The following is a 16709-nucleotide window of genomic DNA, read 5'->3' as shown; positions in this document are numbered from 1 at the left end:
CGTAGTGAGCCTCGAAGGATGCACGGCCGCACTGTGGCCGATTCATCCTTCGAGGCTCGCTCCGCTCGCACCTCAGGATGACGGGGATAGTTCGTGCTCGCCGCATCGATCGCCCATTACGGCTACAGCGACGGACTGCCGTCGTCCGCAAGATACCCGTGCAGCGCCGCGACGACCTGCGCGCCTTCGCCGATCGCGCCGCCGACGCGCTTGACCGAACCGGAGCGGACGTCGCCGACTGCGAACACGCCGGGCACCGTGGTCTCGAGCAGCGGCACGGCGGGCGCGCCGTCGCCGTTCTGCACGCCGGTCATCACGAAGCCGCCGCGATCGACCTGCACCCCGCAGCCCTCGAGCCAGCCAGTCGCCGGATCGGCGCCGACGAACAAAAAGAGATTGCGGATGTCCATGGTGAACTCGTCGGGCGCGAGCCGGCTGCGCCAGCGCACGCGCTCCAGCGTCTCCGCGCCTTCGAGCCCGGTCACCTCGGTGTTGAACATCAACTCGATGTTCGGCGTCGCCTCGATGCGCTCGATCAGATAGCGCGACATGCTGGCCCCGAGCCCGCCGCCGCGGATCATCATGTTGACCCTGCGCGCATGTGCCGACAGGTACACCGCCGCCTGGCCCGCGGAGTTGCCGCCGCCGACCAGCACGACGTCCTGCTGGGCGCACAGCCGCGCCTCGATCGGCGAGGCCCAGTACCAGACGCCGCGGCCCTCATAATTCTCGAGATTGTCGATCGCCGGCCGGCGATAGCGCGCGCCGCTCGCGACTACCACCGACTTGGCGCGCAGCGTGTGCCCGCAGCCGGTGGCGAGCGTGAACGCGCCCGACGCCTTCGAGCAGTCGAGCGATTTGATCGAGACCGGGATCAGCATCTCGGCGCCGAATTTCTGCGCCTGGTTGAAGGCGCGCCCGGCCAGCGCCTGGCCGGTGATGCCGGTCGGGAAGCCCAGATAGTTCTCGATCCGCATGCTGGCGCCGGCCTGGCCGCCGAAGGCGCGGGAATCGAACACCGCGACCGACAGCCCCTCGGAGGCCGCGTAGACCGCGGTGGAGAGCCCGGCCGGGCCGCTGCCGACCACGGCGACATCGTAGAGCTTCTCATGCGCGCTGTTGCCGATCATGCCGAGCGCCATCGCAAGCGCGGTCTCGGACGGATTGCGCAGCACCGTGCCGTTCGGGCAGACCACCAGCGGCAGCTCGGCGCGTGTCGGCGAATAGCGCGCCACGAGGTCGGCGGCATCCTTGTCGGTCTCGGGATCGAGGACGTGATGCGGCTGGCCGTTGCGCGCCAGGAAATTCTGCAGCGGCGCCATGTTGCCGACCGACGCGGAGCCGATCAGCACCGGCCCGCCGGCGCCGCCCTGGATCAGGCTGACGCGGCGCAGGATCAGCGCGCGCATGATGCGCTCGCCGAGGTCTGCCTCGGCGACCAGCAGCGCGCGCAGCCGCTCGGGCGGCAGCAACAACGTCTCGACGGGGCCCTCGGCATGGCCGTCGACCAGCGCGGCGCGGCCGGAGAGCTGCCCGATCTCGGCAAGAAATTGCCCGGGCCCCTGGTCGATGATCGGCGTGACACGGCCGAGGCCATCGCGCTGGGATATCGACACGCAGCCCGACAGCACCACGAACATGCCGGGCCCCGGCTTGCCGGTCTCGAACAGCGCCTCGCCGTCCTTGTACGACCGCGGCTCGCCGAAGCGGCGCATCCGCTCGATCTCGTGCCCCGTCAGGGTCGGAAAGGTCTGCTCATGGCGCGGAAAGGCGGTGGCGGTGGCGTTCAGCCGATCGATCGTCGTCTCATCCATGGCCATCTCGGCGACTCGCTTCTTGTTGCAACAAATGCCAACCGGCCGGAGTTTCGATTCTCACTAGAAACCAGAACCCAGGCCCTGGCTTGTCGTTTTGCCGGATTTTCTGCACGAACTGATGTCCATCTCGCAGAAATTGATCTAGCGGCCCGGTTCGCTTCCGCCGCCGTCATCTCGCGAGCCGTCGTCTGGCGAGGCGTCTTCTGGTGAGGCGTCTTCTAGTGAGCCTTGGGCTGGTTCGGAAGCCACATCCTCGCGACCGCGCGCCTGCGATTTCCGCCGCTTCAGATTTTCGCGCAGCGCCAGCTTGAGACGATCCTGTCGCGAATCCTTCACGCGGGCTCCGGCCTGCCCGCCGCCTCTGTCGTGCGCACCTGTCATTGCAAAACTCTCGAACCGCCGTCGCGCCTTCCGCGAGGCCGAACATAGCCAATGGCCGCCGCCCGCGCACCCTGCCCGGTCGGCCAGTTGCGCCAGGCGGCATGATTCGGCGGCTGGGCCAAATCCGGCTTCCCGGCACGATCGGAACCCAATCGGACCGGAATCGGCCGGATTGGGCAGAATCACCGGCGCAGAATGTCAGTTTCTGCCGATTTCATCGGCAATCGGGGCGCTGTTTCGCTTGCGCCAGCGGGAGGCCTGTGGCAAGAACCGCCCGCTTGGACGGGCCCGTGGGGCCGATTCAATTTTTCCCGGGCATGCTGCCGTAGCTCAGTGGTAGAGCACTCCATTGGTAATGGAGAGGTCGACAGTTCAATCCTGTCTGGCAGCACCATCCTTCCCCTGGAACAACAATAGCTTGCTGAAATCGTTGAGCCTTCGGCGCTGCGCCTGATACACACGGTGCTAGACGATGATTCTGCAAAGCGCCTGGTGCTCGCCTCGGGCAACATGGCGAAGCCTACTCAGTCATGGCAACTGCTCGGCGTCCTGGGGTTGGACGGGATTAGGCAGGACGATTCCTTTGTCTAACGGCTGCGCCACTGCGCAAAATGGAACACTCGAGGGAGCCAATGCCATTTCCAGCCACTGTCTTTAATGTCTTCTGACGTGCCCCAAGAGAGAGTGGCAATTGCTGAATGCTTGTACGCTTGGAACGCTTTACACTCCAAGGATACTGGCAAGGTACTCCTGCCGATGATGTGGGAGTCCCATAGCGCCCCATCCATGTCTGATAGACCACAAGAAGTGATCAATGAGCAGTTGGTCCGCAAATGCGACATGCTGATCGGCGCCTTTTGGACGCGCCTTGGCTCCCCTACGGGAAAAGCGAAGAGTAGCACTGTCGAAGAAATAAACTGGTGCATGAAGCAAAAAAAGCCGGTCATGCTCTACTTTTCCAAACAACGGGCCGACCTTGACAATTTGGACACGTCGCAATTCGAAGAGCTAAAGCAATTCAGAGAAAGCCTCCGGCAAAAAGGGCTTTTAGAGCAGTACGAGACGATTTCCGAGCTGACCGAGAAGCTGTCGCGTCAGATAACCATTATCATGCGGGAAATGAGCGTCACCTCCACCGTCGATGCACAAGCCATGAAAAAGGCAATTAAGGCGTCCGACGATACGAGGAAGCCAGAGCTGGCGGAGCAACCGAAGGACGGCATGCTCATGGAAGAGTACACGGAGAAGTCGTTCATTTTGGTTGGCGATACCGTTGCCTTGAAAGATCAGATCAAGGAAATCGGCGCTTCTTGGACGCGCACAAGACACGGCTTCTATGCTTGGTGTTTTTCGAAGAAGAAGATCGGCAAGGTCGCGGACCTTTTAAACGTGCCCGCAACTCTCGCGCCCGCAAGGGACGCCTGACCCAGAACGCGAATGTCTAAGAAGCGCCCGTCCTTGGCTAGCGATGAAGCCGTAAGACGCACAAAGCTCATTACTTCCTCGCTGGCCACCGATACGTGGTTTGCGCTGAGAGCGAGGGCGACCTTGCATGCCGCAAATCATGTCGTAAGCGAAGATAGGTTTAATCGTCCCACCCCCTTCGGCGACACTTTCAACGTGACGCAAAACAGCTTAGCGTTGACTGTTGCGCTTGCGTTAGCTCGCCTGTTTGATGTGTCCGACCCCGATCGATACCCAATCGAGCAGCAGGACAAAGCTTCGATTCCGGTTCTCGCACATCTTCTTAAGAGAGGGGACGTCCAAGACAGTCTTGCGAAGGACGCTCGCGGATGGCATCCGCAGCTAGTTGACGGAGCAGAATTGGGCGAAGCAAGTTTTCGAGATGCTTTCTCTGCCGCGCTAGGCCTGTATGAAACATACGTGAACTCGCAAAATTATCAGGACGCCCAATCACGCCTTCGCAGGTTCCGAACGGGCCGGCTGGCTCATCACCTGTTCGACAATCAGCCAACTGACCTCCCACGCTTCGACGATCTTGATGCCCTCGCTGACTTCGCTCGGCAGTTCGTTCAGGCAGCGGTGCTCGCTGTCGAAGGACACGACCGCGACCTCAGCCATGAGGAGGAGATCAAATCAAAGATGGACAGAAGATTCTGGGACGCGGCACTTTCAGCCGCGCTTGTCGCCAACGATAAAGCTCCTTCCGTTGAAGTAGACGACAAAAATACCCACAACTGACACGCACGGCGCAGCGAGGCGAAAAATCTTAGCGATTTAGCAAGAGCGATACCTCCGTTACAACTTCATCCCTGCCTGGCAACACTCAGATCTTCCCTCAAAAGGCCGAGGCGTTCCTGCGCTGCGCCGCGCCGTCCATGCACTCAATGCGCGAGCAGCGCGCCCAGCCCGCCGATCATCAGCACGACGTAGAACGCGAACACACTGCCGACCCATTTCCAATCGATCTGTGCGTGTTCGGGGCTGAGGCTTTCGATGATGCCGTGCATGATGGTTTCCTCCAGAAGCGTTTTCGAGCGAAGTGGGTATCGGTTCGCGTGAAGAAAACGCGTCAAAACAAGAATCCAGAACCCCGTTCCGATTCAATCGGAACGGAAAAGGCTCTAGAAGTCGCATGCGCGGCGTATAGCCCGCACCTCGATCACGTCATGTGACTCACTTCACACTTCAAAATCGCGGAACGGACCCAAGAGTGACTGGCCCAGAACTGAAGAAACTGCGCGAACATCTCGGCGAGGCACTCGGCCGGAAGCTGACGGCGGCTGATATGGCGAAGCTGTGCGGGTTGCCGGCGGCCGGCGGCGCCGAAAAACTCCGCAAATGGGAGGTCACCGGCCCGACCCCGAAGGTCGCCGCGCTGCTGCGCGTGCTGGCGATGGCGAGCGAGCACTATCCGATCCTGGAGAAGTTCGACGTGTTCGATCGCCACGACGTTCCGGTTGGGGATCGCGCTGCACGCCGCCAGGCGTTCCGCGAGCAGATGCGCGACGACGTGCGCAAGCGACTGGACTAGCGGACGGCTTGGTTAACGGAAATAGCCCGTCTCGCGCGGCGTGTTAAGCCTTCCGTCATTCCCGCTTAAGCGTTCGTTAGGCACAACAAAACGTTTCGTCGCAAGGCCTGCGACTTAACGCTCCAAGTCGTCTTTCGGTGACAGCATTTTATTCAAATGCGGTCTAACGCATCGCCATGGATGGCGCCATTCACGCCGCGCCTCATGACTTGTCCGGAGACTGCCCCATGAAGAAGTTCCTGCTCGCAACCGCAGCCGCAGCTGTTGCCGTCGCTGCCTTTGGCGCGACCGCCCAAGCCGCCGACCTCGGCTCCCGTGGCTATTACCAGAAGGCGCCCGCGCCTGTTTACGCCGCGCCGCTCTACAACTGGACCGGCTTCTATCTCGGCGGCCATCTCGGCGGCGTGTTCTCGCAGAACAACACGTTCAACGGCCTCGCGCTGTCGGACTCCAGCGCCCGCTTCATGGGTGGCGTCCAGGGCGGCTACGACTGGCAGCTGTCGCCGATGTGGGTGATCGGCCTCGAAGGCCAGTATTCCTGGCTCGGCGGCCACCAGCTCAACGCGATCTTCCCGGGCGGTTATGTCTATAACAACAACCAGCGCGGCATCGCCTCGATCACCGGCCGGGTCGGCTACACCTGGGGGCCCGGCCTGATCTACGTGAAGGGCGGCTATGCCTATTCCGACAACAGCGAAACGGTGACGCTCGGCGGCGCGCAGGTCCCCTTCGCGCTCACCGACAACCACAGCAACGGCTGGACCATCGGCGGCGGCGCCGAATACATGTTCGCGCCGAACTGGTCGGCCAAGGTCGAGTACCAGTATTACGACTTCGGCGACAGCCGCTTCACCGCACCGGGCGCGCTGGTGCCGGTCGGCAGCTTCCACAATGACGAGCACACGGTGAAGGCGGGCCTCAACTACCGCTTCAACCTCGGCAACCTCGGCGGCCCCGCTTACGGCCGCTACTGAGGTTACGGGCCACCACAACCGAGAGTGGAAAGGCCGGCTCACGCCGGCCTTTTTACGTCCGATCGCGCGCATCGATTCCGCACAGCGAACCAACGTGGCGCCGACGCGCGGCAGCCCTGAAAAATCCGGCAGATCGTCGCAATTTTCCCGATTTTGTTAACCCGCCGCATTGATACTCCCGCGCCGGGGAAACATCCAAGAGTAGTGGCCAAGGGTAAGGCCAGGGGGTACGGGGCAATGGCGTTTCGGTTCAAGCTCGGCAAACCAAATCTCAAGCGTATCCATCTGCCGCAGATGGGTGTCAGAGGCAGCCTGTTCGCGGCATTCGCCGTGATCGCAGGCATGGCGCTCGTGATCAGCGCAGGCGCCGGCATCGTGCTGCATCAGCTCGGCGGCACCATGAGCGATCTCTCCGGCCGTGACATTCCGCGGCTCGCCGCGAGCCTGCAGCTTTCCGCGCAGAGCGCCTCGCTCGCGGCCCAAGGGCCCGGCCTGCTCGCCGTACAGAGCGAGGACGCGCTGAACGATCGCACCAAGAAAGTGCAGGAGGTCGCGCAGCAAACCAATGCCAAGCTTGGCGAGATCATCGAACTCGGCGCCGATAAGTCCGTGGTCAGCGCGCTGCAGGAGAACGTCAAGAACACCGACGAGGCAACCAAGAGCCTGATCTCGGCGGCGCATGAGCGGCTCGACGTCGGCGCGCTGCGCGACAAGCAGTACAACGCGCTGCGCAAGGCGCAGGGCGCTTTCGTCTCCGCTGCGGGTCCCGCGATGCTCGACGCGCAGACCCGGCTCAACGCGATTCTCGCCGCGGCCGAAGTCTCCGCTGACGCTGCCACCGAAGCCGCGCGCACCGTCGGCCAGATCAGCAACGTGCTCGCCGCCGGCAATCTGATGGCCGCCGACATGACCGCGGCGTTGTCGGCCAATTCCAGCGAGACGCTCGATGCGATCGAGGCGGAGTTCAAGAAGGGCCGCGACCGCGTCAAGTCCAACCTCGAGGACCTGCCGAACAATCCGGCGATCGTTGCGGTGCGCGACACCGCGGAGAAGCTGCTGGTGCTCGGCGAAGGCAAGACCGGCGTGTTCAAGATCCGCCAGAAGGAGCTCGACTCGATCGATTACGGCCAGACCATCCTGGAAGAGACCCGCAAGCTCAATGTCGGGCTCGGCATCAGCGTCCAGCAGCTGGTCGACGCCGTGCAGAAGGAGACCGACTCGTCGACCTTCCAGGCGCGGCAGCAGATCTCGCTCGCGACCACGGTGATGATCGGATTGGGCGCGCTGACGTTGGTCGGCTCGTTCCTGTTCGTCTGGCTCTATGTCGGACGCAACATCCTGCGCCGCATCCGCGGCCTGCAGCGCTCGATGCAGCTGTTGTCCGATGGCGATCTCGACACCGAGATCCCGCAGAGCCGCCAGCGCGACGAGATCGCCGTCATGGCGGACGCGCTGCAGGTGTTCCGCGAGAGCATGATCGAGAGCCGCGAGCTCACCGAAAACCAGAACAAGGACCGCTCCGCCAAGGCCGAGCGCGCCTCGCGCATGGAGACGCAAATCGCAACGTTCGAATCGACGGTCCGCACTGCGCTCGGCAGCCTGCAGAGCGCGGCGAACTCGATGCAGTCGACCGCGCAGAGCATGTCGGCGACCGCCGACCAGTCGAGCGCATTGGTCAACGCGGTCGCCTCGGCCGCCGAGGAGACTTCGGTCAATGTGCAGACGGTGTCGGCCGGCACCGAGGAGCTGTCGTCGTCGATCTCCGAGATCGGCCGCCAGGTCGTCACCTCGGCGGAGATCGCCCGCAAGGCGGTCGAGGAAGCCAGCGCCACCGACACCACCATGCAGGGCCTTGCCGACAACGCCGCGCGGATCAGCGTCGTGGTCGACCTGATCCAGACCATCGCCTCGCAGACCAATCTCTTGGCGCTCAACGCCACCATCGAGGCGGCGCGCGCCGGCGAGGCCGGGCGCGGCTTTGCCGTCGTCGCCTCCGAGGTGAAGAACCTGGCGAGCCAGACCGCCAAGGCGACCGAGGAAATCCGCCAGCAGATCGTCAGCATGCAGGAGGTGACGACCACGGCAGTCTCCGCGATCCGCAACATCTCGAGCACGATCGGCGAGATCAACGACGTCACCACCGCGATCGCCGCCGCCGTCGAGGAGCAGGGCGCGGCGACCCGCGAGATCGCCCGCAACATCCAGCACGCCGCCGGCGGCACCAGCGAGGTGTCGAGCAACATCGTCGGCGTCTCGACCGCCTCGGCCGAAGCCGGCGCCGCGGCCGGCGAGGTGCTCAGCGCCTCCGACGCGCTGCGCCGCGAGGCCGACGTGCTGCGCTCCGAAATCGACGGCTTCCTGTCGAACATCCGCGCGGCGTAAGGCAGATATTCCGTAGCCCGGATGGAGCGCAGCGAAATCCGGGACTGCACGTCGTGATCGACTGGCCCCGGATTGCGCTTCGCTCCATCCGGGCTACGGAATTCGGGCACTTCGCCACCCCATTCTCCGGACGACTATCTGATTTTTCGGCTGGCGCGGCGGCCCGGGTCCCGCTAAGTCGGTAGCATGCATACGAAGACCGACAGCCTTCCCTCCTCGGCGGAGGCATTGCGATACCCCTGGGAGAACCACCCCGGCCACGACCAGGTCGTGGAGGTAGCCCCCGGGGTGCTGTGGGCGCGGCTGAAGCTGCCGTTTCGCCTCAACCATGTGAACATCTACCTGCTCGCCGACGGCGACGGCTGGACCATGGTGGATGCCGGCTTCGGCAATGAGGAATCGATCGCGGCCTGGACCACGCTGTTCGAGGGACCGCTGAAGCACGTCAAGGTCACAAGGCTGATCGTGACGCATTCGCATCCCGATCATGTCGGTCTCGCCGGTTGGATCACCGAGCGCTTCGACTGCCCGCTCTACATGTCGCAGGTCGAATACCTGCAATCGGTCTATCATCAGAACCGCGGCACCGAGGAGCGGCGCAACGCGCAGCGGCTGTTCTTCCGCCGCCACGGCATGGACGAGGACCTGACCGAGAAGCTGCTCGGCCGCGGCCAGGATTACCTGAAGCGGGTGTCGGTGCTGCCGCCGTCCTATCACCGCCTCACCCATGGCGACGAGGTCGTGATCGGCACGCGGCGCTTCAAGGTGATCACCGGCGGCGGACACGCGCTCGACCAGGTGATGCTGTATTGCGCTGCCGACAAGCTGTTCCTGTCCGCCGACCAGGTGCTGAGCAAGATCTCGCCCAATGTCAGCGTCTGGGCGGTCGAGCCCGAGCAGAACTCGCTCGGCGAATATCTGGCCTCGCTGGCCAGCCTGACCACCACTTTGCCCTATGACGTGATGGTGCTGCCCGGCCATGGCGTGCCGTTCTACGGGCTGAAGACCCGGATCAAGCAGCTCGCCGATCACCATGAGGAGCGCTGCCGGCTGATCGCCGAGGCCTGCCGCGAGGTGCCGCAGACCTCCAAGGAACTGGTCCCGGTGGTGTTCCACAAGCACGTGCTGGACGAGCACCAGATGGGCTTCGCCGCCGGCGAGCTGGTCGCCCATGTCAATTACATGCTGGTCGAGGGCCGCCTGACGGCCGAGATGCACGACGACGGCATGCTGCGCTTCAAGACGACTTGAGCGCCGGGCCGGGCGGCAAGGCATCGTCCGGCGATTTGACCGAAATCAAGCCAAACAGACCCCAGCTAGGGCAATTTGCCCAACTGCGGCGCATGCCCGAATGTGGGCCAATGCATGGACATTAGAGCTGGAAAAGCTCTAAGAAGAGGCAGGTTTTCTGGTCAGGTTCCGCTTTCTGGGTTCGCCGATGAATTACAGCCAGTTTTTCCAAACCGCCCTCAACCGCCTGCATGACGAGCGGCGCTACCGGGTGTTCGCCGACCTCGAGCGGATCGCGGGACGCTTCCCGCACGCGACCTGGCATTCGCCGAAGGGCAGCCGCAACGTCGTGATCTGGTGCTCCAACGACTATCTCGGCATGGGCCAGCACCCCAAGGTGGTCGGCGCCATGGTCGAGACCGCGACCCGCGTCGGCACCGGCGCCGGCGGCACCCGCAACATCGCGGGCACCCATCATCCGCTGGTGCAGCTCGAGGCGGAGCTCGCCGACCTCCACGGCAAGGAAGCCTCGCTGCTGTTCACCTCGGGCTACGTCTCGAACCAGACCGGCATCTCGACGCTCGCCAAGCTGATTCCGAACTGCCTGATCCTGTCGGACGCGCTGAACCACAATTCGATGATCGAGGGCGTGCGCCAGGCCGGCTGCGAGCGCCAGATCTTCCGCCACAACGACGTCGCGCATCTCGAGGAGCTCTTGATCGCCGCCGGTCCCGACCGGCCGAAGCTGATCGTCTGCGAGAGCCTTTATTCGATGGACGGCGACGTCGCGCCGCTCGCCACGATCTGCGATCTCGCCGAGAAATACGGCGCCATGACCTATGTCGACGAGGTCCATGCGGTCGGCATGTACGGCCCCCGCGGCGGCGGCATCGCCGAGCGCGATGGCGTGATGCACCGGATCGACGTGCTTGAAGGCACCCTTGCGAAGGCGTTCGGCTGCCTCGGCGGCTATATCGCCGGCCGCGCCGAGATCATCGACGCGGTGCGCTCCTACGCGCCGGGCTTCATCTTCACCACCGCGCTGCCGCCTGCGATCTGCTCGGCCGCGACCGCTGCGATCCGCCATCTGAAGACCTCGAACTGGGAGCGCGAGCGCCACCAGGACCGCGCCGCCCGCACCAAGGCGATCCTGACCGCCGCCGGCCTGCCGGTGATGTCGAGCGACACCCATATCGTGCCGCTGTTCGTCGGCGACCCCGAGAAGTGCAAGCGCGCCTCCGACCTGCTGCTGGAGGACCACGGCATCTACATCCAGCCGATCAACTATCCGACGGTCGCCAAGGGCGCCGAGCGACTGCGCATCACGCCCTCGCCCTACCATGACGACGGCCTGATCGACGCGCTGGCCGAGGCCCTGCTCCAGGTCTGGGACCGGCTCGGCCTACCGCTGCACCAGAAGTCGCTGGCCGCCGAGTAACCCTATCCGCGTCCACCCCCGAATTTGGGCCGGCCGTGCATCGCGCGGCCGGCCCTTTGCGTTATAATCCTGACACCCGGCCCTCCCAGCGGCCGGGACAGGAGATGAGCAGCGATGCTGCACGACTGGGGCGTTATCGCCACGGCGTTCGCCTACATCGGATTGTTGTTCTTCATTGCCAGCCGCGGCGACCGCAAGTCGGCGGGTGCGCGCGGCCGTGCCAGCCAGTGGATCTATCCGCTGTCGCTGGCGATCTACTGCACCTCCTGGACCTTCTTCGGCTCGGTCGGCTTCGCCACCCGCACCAGCGTCGACTTCCTGGCGATCTATGTCGGCCCGATCGTGATGATCGGGCTGTGCACCCCGCTGCTGCGCCGCGTCATCGCGCTCGCCAAGTCGCAGAACATCACCTCGATCGCCGACTTCATCGCCGCGCGCTACGGCAAGAGCCAGGCGGTCGCGGCCACCGTGGCGCTGATCGCGATCATCGGCTCGGTGCCCTACATCGCGCTGCAGCTCAAGGCGATGGCCTCGTCGCTGGAAACCATCCTGAGCGAGGATCAGGCGTTCTCGAAGATCCCGATCATCGGTGACATCGCGCTGATGGTGACGCTGGCGATGGCGGTGTTCGCGGTGCTGTTCGGCACCCGCCACACCGACGCGACCGAGCACCAGCACGGCCTGATCCTCGCGATCGCGGCCGAGTCGATCGTCAAGCTGGTCGCCTTCATCGCTGCCGGCGCCTTCGTCACCTTCTGGATGTTCTCGCCGGTCGAGCTCTATGAGCGCGCCCTGAAGACGCCGGAGGCGGTGCGCGCGATCGAGTATGTGCCGTCGATCGGCAACTTCCTGATCATGACGCTGCTATCGTTCTGCGCGGTCATGCTGCTGCCGCGCCAGTTCCATGTCAGCGTGGTGGAGAATTCGACGCCTGCCGAGGTCACCCGGGCGCGCTGGCTGTTCCCGCTCTACCTGATCGCGATCAACCTGTTCGTGATTCCGATCGCAATCGCGGGCCTCGTCATCTTCCCGTTCGGCGCTGTCGATGCCGACATGTTCGTGCTGGCGCTGCCGATCGAGGGCAACTCGCAGCTGCTCAGCCTCGCCGTTTTCGTCGGCGGGCTGTCGGCGGCGACCGCGATGGTGATCGTCGAATGCGTCGCGCTGTCGATCATGGTCTCCAACGACATCGTGCTGCCGCTGGTGCTGCCGCGCAGCGACGACATCGGCGCCGGCCAGAAGGATTTTGGCGACTTCCTGCTGAAGGCGCGCCGCTTCTCGATCTTCGCCATCATGGTGATGGCGTATTTCTACTACCGCGCGCTCGGCAACACCCAGCTGGTCGCGATCGGCCTATTGTCCTTTGCCGCGATCACCCAGCTCGCACCGGCGTTCTTCGGCGGGCTGTTCTGGCGCCGCGCCACCGCGCGCGGCGCCATGGCGGGCATGCTGGTCGGCTTCGCGACCTGGCTCTACACGCTGTTCATCCCGAGCTTCCTGGAAAACTCGACCGCCGGGCTGATGCTGTTGCAGCACGGGCCGTTCGGGATCGAGGCGCTGCGGCCGCAGGCGCTGTTCGGCGCCGACCTGGCGCCGCTGCTGCACGGCGTGCTGTGGAGCCTCGGGCTCAACATCCTCACCTATGTGCTGTTCTCGCTGGCGCGCGCACCGTCCGCGATCGAGCTGCTGCAGGCCGACGTGTTCGTGCCGAACGCGCTGGCGCCGATCGCGCCGAGCTTCCGGCGCTGGCGCACCACGGTGACGGTGCAGGATATCGAGAGCACGGTGACGCAATATCTCGGCCCCGACCGCACCCGCGAGGCCTTCGCCTCATTCGCCGTCGACCGCAATATCGTGTTGCAGGCCGCGGCGCCGGCCGATTTCGAGCTGCTGCAGCACGCCGAGCGCCTGATCGCGTCCTCGATCGGCGCGGCGTCCTCGCGCCTCGTGATGTCGCTGCTGTTGCAGCGGCGCACGGTGTCGGCCAAGGCCGCGCTGAAGCTGCTCGACGATTCCCACGCCGCGCTGCATTTCAACCGCGAGATCCTGCAGACCGCGCTCAATCACGTGCGCCAGGGCATCGCGGTGTTCGACGCCGACCTGCAGCTGATCTGCTCCAACCGCCAGTTCTCCGAATTGCTCGCGCTGCCGCCGCATCTGGTGCAGCTCGGCATACCCCTGCCCGAGATCCTCGAATTCATGGGCGCGATCAGTCCGCCGCCGGCCGGTGACAGCGACAACCTGCTGCAACTGCGGCTCCGCGCCTACACCACCGAGGGCGAGCCCTATCTGGAACGCTTCACCGACCGCCACCTGGTGATCGAGGTGCGCGCCAACCGCATGCCGGGTGGCGGGCTCGTCATCACCTTCTCCGACGTCACGCCGAGCTTCGAGGCCGCGGAGGCGCTGGAGCGCGCCAATGCGACGCTGGAAAAGCGGGTGCGCGACCGCACCGAGGAGCTGACGCGGCTCAACTCGGAACTCGCGCTCGCCAAGGGCATCGCGGAGGACGCCAACGCCTCCAAGACGCGCTTCCTGGCGGCGGCCAGCCACGACATCCTGCAACCGCTCAATGCGGCGCGCCTCTACGTCACGAGCCTCGTCGAGCGCCAGAACGGCGGCGAGGATTCGCGCCTGGTCGAGAACATCGACGACTCGCTCGAGGCGATCGAGGACATCCTGGGCGCATTGCTCGATATCTCCAGGCTCGATGCCGGCGCCATGACGCCGGCGATCACGAGCTTCCGGATGGCCGATTTGATGCGCTCGCTGGAGATCGAGTTCATGCCGATCGCCCGCGACAAGGGCCTCGATCTGCGTTTCATCGCCTGCTCGCTGCCGGTCGAATCCGACCGCTCGCTGCTGCGCCGGCTGTTGCAGAACTTCATCTCTAATGCGATCAAATATACCCCGCGCGGCCGCGTGCTGATCGGCTGCCGCCGCCGCGGCGACACGCTGCAGATCAGCATCTTCGACACCGGCGTCGGCATCCCAGTGCAGAAGCGCGGCGAGATCTTCAAGGAATTCCATCGGCTCGAGCAGGGCGCCCGGATCGCCCGCGGCCTCGGTCTCGGCCTGTCGATCGTCGAGCGGCTGGCGCGCGTGCTCAACCACCGCATCGCGATTTCGGCCAATGTCAGCGGCGGCTCGGCGTTCTCGGTCACCGTGCCGGTCGCCACCGCCGTCAACCATACCGCGGCCGTCACCACCGCCACGCCGCTGTCGAAGACGCCGATGAGCGGCTCCCTGATCGTCTGCATCGAGAACGATCCCGCCATTCTCGACGGCATGAAGACGCTGCTGACGGCCTGGGACGCCGAGGTGATCGCGGTGCTCGATGCCGACGGCGCGATCAGCGCGATCGAGGCCGCCGGCGGCCGCGTCACCGGCGTGCTGGTCGACTATCACCTCGACCGCGGCAACGGCGTCGCTGCGATCCGCGAAATCCGCCGCCGCTTCGGCGACGGCATTCCGGCGATCCTGATCACCGCCGACCGCAGCCCCGCGGTGCGCTTGGCCGCGCGCGAGGAAAACATCGCGGTACTGAACAAGCCGGTCAAGCCGGCCTCGCTTCGCGCCCTGCTCGGACAATGGCGGACGCAGCAGATGGTGGCGGCAGAGTAGGGGCGAAGCCTTGTAATTTCACCGTCATCCTGAGAGCCTGACCGAAAAAGCAGTGAGTGATTTCAGTCGGCTGTGATTCCTTCGGATTTGCGAAGATTCGAGGGAGTGCACCATGCCATGGACCAAAATCACTCGTGCTCAGTATCTGCGGAACGGACTGCGCTATGCAAGCGACATGACCGACGCGGAGTGGCGTCTGATAGCCAGGAAGTTGCCGGGTCGGCGTCGATTGGGCCGCCCGCGGAAGGTTGATCTGCGCAAGGTGGTCGAGGCCATTTTGTTCATTCTGTCCACCGGCTGCCAATGGCGCGCTCTGCCGCGGGAGTTCCCGCCGTACTCGACGGTGCAAGGTTATTTCTATACTTGGCGCGATACTCGCCGATGGCACAGGATCGTGAAGGCTCTGGTCCGACAGGCACGGCGCAAACTCGGCCGCAAGCCGACACCGACGGCGGCCGTCATCGACAGTCAGAGCGCTTCGACGACACAAGCCGGCGGCCCGCGCGGCTTCGATCCGGGCAAACGTGTTAACGGACGTAAGCGGCACATCGTCACCGATACCAACGGTCTCTTGCTGGCCGTCCACGTTCACCCAGCCAATGTTCAGGACGTGCATGGTGCAGTCCCCCTACTGGAGCGCGTGCGAGAGCGCTTTCCGAAACTGCGTCATGTCTTTGCTGACCGGGTTTATCGCGGAAAGCAGCTTGTTGGCGCGCTCTCCCATTGCGGGCCATGGACCATTGAGATCGTTCAGCGGCCGCCTGGGGTCAAAGGCTTCCAGCTCTTACCACGACGCTGGGTCGTCGAGCGCACCTTCGCGTGGTTCGGCAGGTGTCGCCGCCTCTCCAGAGATTTCGAGGGCTCCGCCTCAACTGAGGTCGCCTGGCTCCTCGTAGCCCATCTCAGACTCTTGACCCGACGCCTCGCTACGCCCTGAAAATACTCAGCTCATTTGGAGTCAGACTCTGAGGTGCGAGCGGAGCGAGCCTCGAAGGATGCACGGCCCGACTGGTGGCCGTCGACCCTTCGAGACGCGCGCAAGAGCGCGCTCCTCAGGGTGACGGAACGAAGGGCGCGGCGATGACTAGCTCGACGGCGTGCCCTGGCGCCACTGGCCGCCGGCGATCTTGGCGGCGGCGATCACGGCCTGGGTGCGGCTTTCGACGCCGAGCTTCTGCAGGATGGCCGAGACATGGGCCTTTATGGTCGCCTCGGAGACGCCGAGCTCGTAGGCGATTTGCTTGTTGAGCAGCCCCTCGGACAGCATCATCAGCACCCGCACCTGCTGCGGGGTCAGCGTCACCAGACGGTCGCGCAGCCGCGTCATGTCGGGATCGCCGGCCGCTGACAGATCCGTATCCGGCGGAACCCAGACGTCGCCCTCCATCACCTTCATGATGGCGTCACGCAGCGTCTCGACGCCGAAGCGTTTGGGGATGAAACCGGAGGCGCCGAAATCGAGCGAGCGGCGGATGGTTCCGGCATCGTCACTGGCGGAGACGATGACCACCGGAATCGCCGGATACTGCGCCCGCAGATAGATCAGGCCGGAAAAGCCGCTGATCCCCGGCATGCTCAAATCGAGCAGGATCAGGTCGACCTCGGAGTCCCGTTCCAACAGCGCGGTCAGATCCTCGAACGATCCGGCCTCGCTGATCGTGGCCGAACTCACGACGCTGGACACCGCCTGACGCAACGCATCGCGGAACAGCGGATGGTCGTCGGCAATGACAAGATGAGTATTGGCGGCAGCAGTCATCTCAGTCCCACAAGCGGGCTTTGGCAAGCCCGCGCCGTTCGGTTGTCGCCCGCGTGGCAGTATCACGCAAGCCCTTGATAATACCAGATGCCAACGCAGTTAACCCGCC

Annotated in this window: 12 protein-coding genes and 1 tRNA gene; 10 read left to right on the top strand and 3 right to left on the bottom strand. The window is 64.4% G+C overall.

Going from position 1 to position 16709, the window contains the following annotated elements; translation table 11 throughout:
• Nucleotides 1-122 precede the first annotated feature (122 nt).
• Entirely contained in the window at nucleotides 123-1820 is a 1698-nt protein-coding gene (locus AAFG07_RS04255; protein WP_342726151.1) for an FAD-dependent oxidoreductase, read from the bottom strand.
• Nucleotides 1821-2517: 697 nt separating this feature from the next.
• Here AAFG07_RS04255 and AAFG07_RS04250 point away from each other — a divergent pair.
• From AAFG07_RS04250 to AAFG07_RS04240, 3 genes are all read left to right on the top strand, one after another.
• Nucleotides 2518-2592, top strand: a tRNA-Thr gene (locus AAFG07_RS04250).
• A gap of 392 nt (nucleotides 2593-2984) precedes the next feature.
• Nucleotides 2985-3623 carry a hypothetical protein gene (locus AAFG07_RS04245; protein WP_342726150.1) on the top strand — a complete coding sequence of 213 codons (639 nt, stop codon included), beginning with the start codon at nucleotides 2985-2987 and terminating at the stop codon, nucleotides 3621-3623.
• 12 nt (nucleotides 3624-3635) lie between these two features.
• The gene (locus AAFG07_RS04240) at nucleotides 3636-4400 is read left to right on the top strand and encodes a hypothetical protein (protein ID WP_342726149.1); all 765 of its coding nucleotides are present in this window, start codon (nucleotides 3636-3638) and stop codon (nucleotides 4398-4400) included.
• A gap of 143 nt (nucleotides 4401-4543) precedes the next feature.
• On the opposite strand, the gene AAFG07_RS04235 is transcribed toward AAFG07_RS04240, so the two are convergent.
• The gene (locus AAFG07_RS04235) at nucleotides 4544-4669 is read right to left on the bottom strand and encodes a hypothetical protein (RefSeq protein ID WP_342726148.1); all 126 of its coding nucleotides are present in this window, start codon (nucleotides 4667-4669) and stop codon (nucleotides 4544-4546) included.
• A gap of 203 nt (nucleotides 4670-4872) precedes the next feature.
• Here AAFG07_RS04235 and AAFG07_RS04230 point away from each other — a divergent pair, with 203 nt between their 5' ends.
• From AAFG07_RS04230 to AAFG07_RS04200, 7 genes are all read left to right on the top strand, one after another.
• Nucleotides 4873-5193 (top strand): hypothetical protein, encoded by a 321-nt coding sequence (locus tag AAFG07_RS04230; RefSeq protein WP_342708256.1) that lies wholly within the window; start codon nucleotides 4873-4875, stop codon nucleotides 5191-5193.
• Nucleotides 5194-5420: 227 nt separating this feature from the next.
• Nucleotides 5421-6167, top strand: coding sequence for an outer membrane beta-barrel protein (locus tag AAFG07_RS04225; protein ID WP_342726147.1), 747 nt, complete (start codon nucleotides 5421-5423; stop codon nucleotides 6165-6167).
• Between the two features lie 237 nt (nucleotides 6168-6404).
• On the top strand, nucleotides 6405-8549 hold the full coding sequence (locus tag AAFG07_RS04220) for a methyl-accepting chemotaxis protein (RefSeq protein WP_342726146.1): 2145 nt from the start codon (nucleotides 6405-6407) through the stop codon (nucleotides 8547-8549).
• 186 nt (nucleotides 8550-8735) lie between these two features.
• Nucleotides 8736-9800, top strand: a complete 1065-nt coding sequence (locus AAFG07_RS04215; RefSeq protein WP_342726145.1) for an MBL fold metallo-hydrolase — start codon at nucleotides 8736-8738, stop codon at nucleotides 9798-9800.
• A gap of 187 nt (nucleotides 9801-9987) precedes the next feature.
• A complete protein-coding gene (gene hemA, locus AAFG07_RS04210) occupies nucleotides 9988-11217 on the top strand; it encodes a 5-aminolevulinate synthase (protein WP_342726144.1) in 1230 nt (409 codons plus the stop codon).
• Nucleotides 11218-11331: 114 nt separating this feature from the next.
• Nucleotides 11332-14841 (top strand): PAS domain-containing hybrid sensor histidine kinase/response regulator, encoded by a 3510-nt coding sequence (locus tag AAFG07_RS04205; protein ID WP_342726143.1) that lies wholly within the window; start codon nucleotides 11332-11334, stop codon nucleotides 14839-14841.
• 112 nt (nucleotides 14842-14953) lie between these two features.
• Complete coding sequence (locus tag AAFG07_RS04200) at nucleotides 14954-15778, top strand: IS5 family transposase (protein WP_342722065.1); 825 nt, start codon at nucleotides 14954-14956, stop codon at nucleotides 15776-15778.
• A gap of 147 nt (nucleotides 15779-15925) precedes the next feature.
• On the opposite strand, the gene AAFG07_RS04195 is transcribed toward AAFG07_RS04200, so the two are convergent.
• Nucleotides 15926-16600, bottom strand: a complete 675-nt coding sequence (locus tag AAFG07_RS04195; RefSeq protein ID WP_050630075.1) for a response regulator transcription factor — start codon at nucleotides 16598-16600, stop codon at nucleotides 15926-15928.
• Nucleotides 16601-16709: the final 109 nt, after the last annotated feature.

This window comes from Bradyrhizobium sp. B097 (assembly GCF_038957035.1).
In the GTDB taxonomy this organism is placed as follows: Bacteria; Pseudomonadota; Alphaproteobacteria; order Rhizobiales; family Xanthobacteraceae; genus Bradyrhizobium.
The sequence above is the reverse complement of the archived record's forward strand: the minus strand, read 5'-3'. Positions and strand labels throughout refer to the sequence as shown.

Coding starts and splice junctions, on each gene's coding strand:
- AAFG07_RS04225 (WP_342726147.1), top strand. CDS start 5,421: ATGAAGAAGTTCCTGCTCGCAACCGCAGCCGCAGCTGTTGCCGTCGCT.
- AAFG07_RS04255 (WP_342726151.1), bottom strand. CDS start 1,820: ATGGCCATGGATGAGACGACGATCGATCGGCTGAACGCCACCGCCACC.
- AAFG07_RS04220 (WP_342726146.1), top strand. CDS start 6,405: ATGGCGTTTCGGTTCAAGCTCGGCAAACCAAATCTCAAGCGTATCCAT.
- AAFG07_RS04205 (WP_342726143.1), top strand. CDS start 11,332: ATGCTGCACGACTGGGGCGTTATCGCCACGGCGTTCGCCTACATCGGA.
- AAFG07_RS04215 (WP_342726145.1), top strand. CDS start 8,736: ATGCATACGAAGACCGACAGCCTTCCCTCCTCGGCGGAGGCATTGCGA.
- AAFG07_RS04200 (WP_342722065.1), top strand. CDS start 14,954: ATGCCATGGACCAAAATCACTCGTGCTCAGTATCTGCGGAACGGACTG.
- hemA (WP_342726144.1), top strand. CDS start 9,988: ATGAATTACAGCCAGTTTTTCCAAACCGCCCTCAACCGCCTGCATGAC.
- AAFG07_RS04245 (WP_342726150.1), top strand. CDS start 2,985: ATGTCTGATAGACCACAAGAAGTGATCAATGAGCAGTTGGTCCGCAAA.
- AAFG07_RS04240 (WP_342726149.1), top strand. CDS start 3,636: ATGTCTAAGAAGCGCCCGTCCTTGGCTAGCGATGAAGCCGTAAGACGC.
- AAFG07_RS04195 (WP_050630075.1), bottom strand. CDS start 16,600: ATGACTGCTGCCGCCAATACTCATCTTGTCATTGCCGACGACCATCCG.
- AAFG07_RS04235 (WP_342726148.1), bottom strand. CDS start 4,669: ATGCACGGCATCATCGAAAGCCTCAGCCCCGAACACGCACAGATCGAT.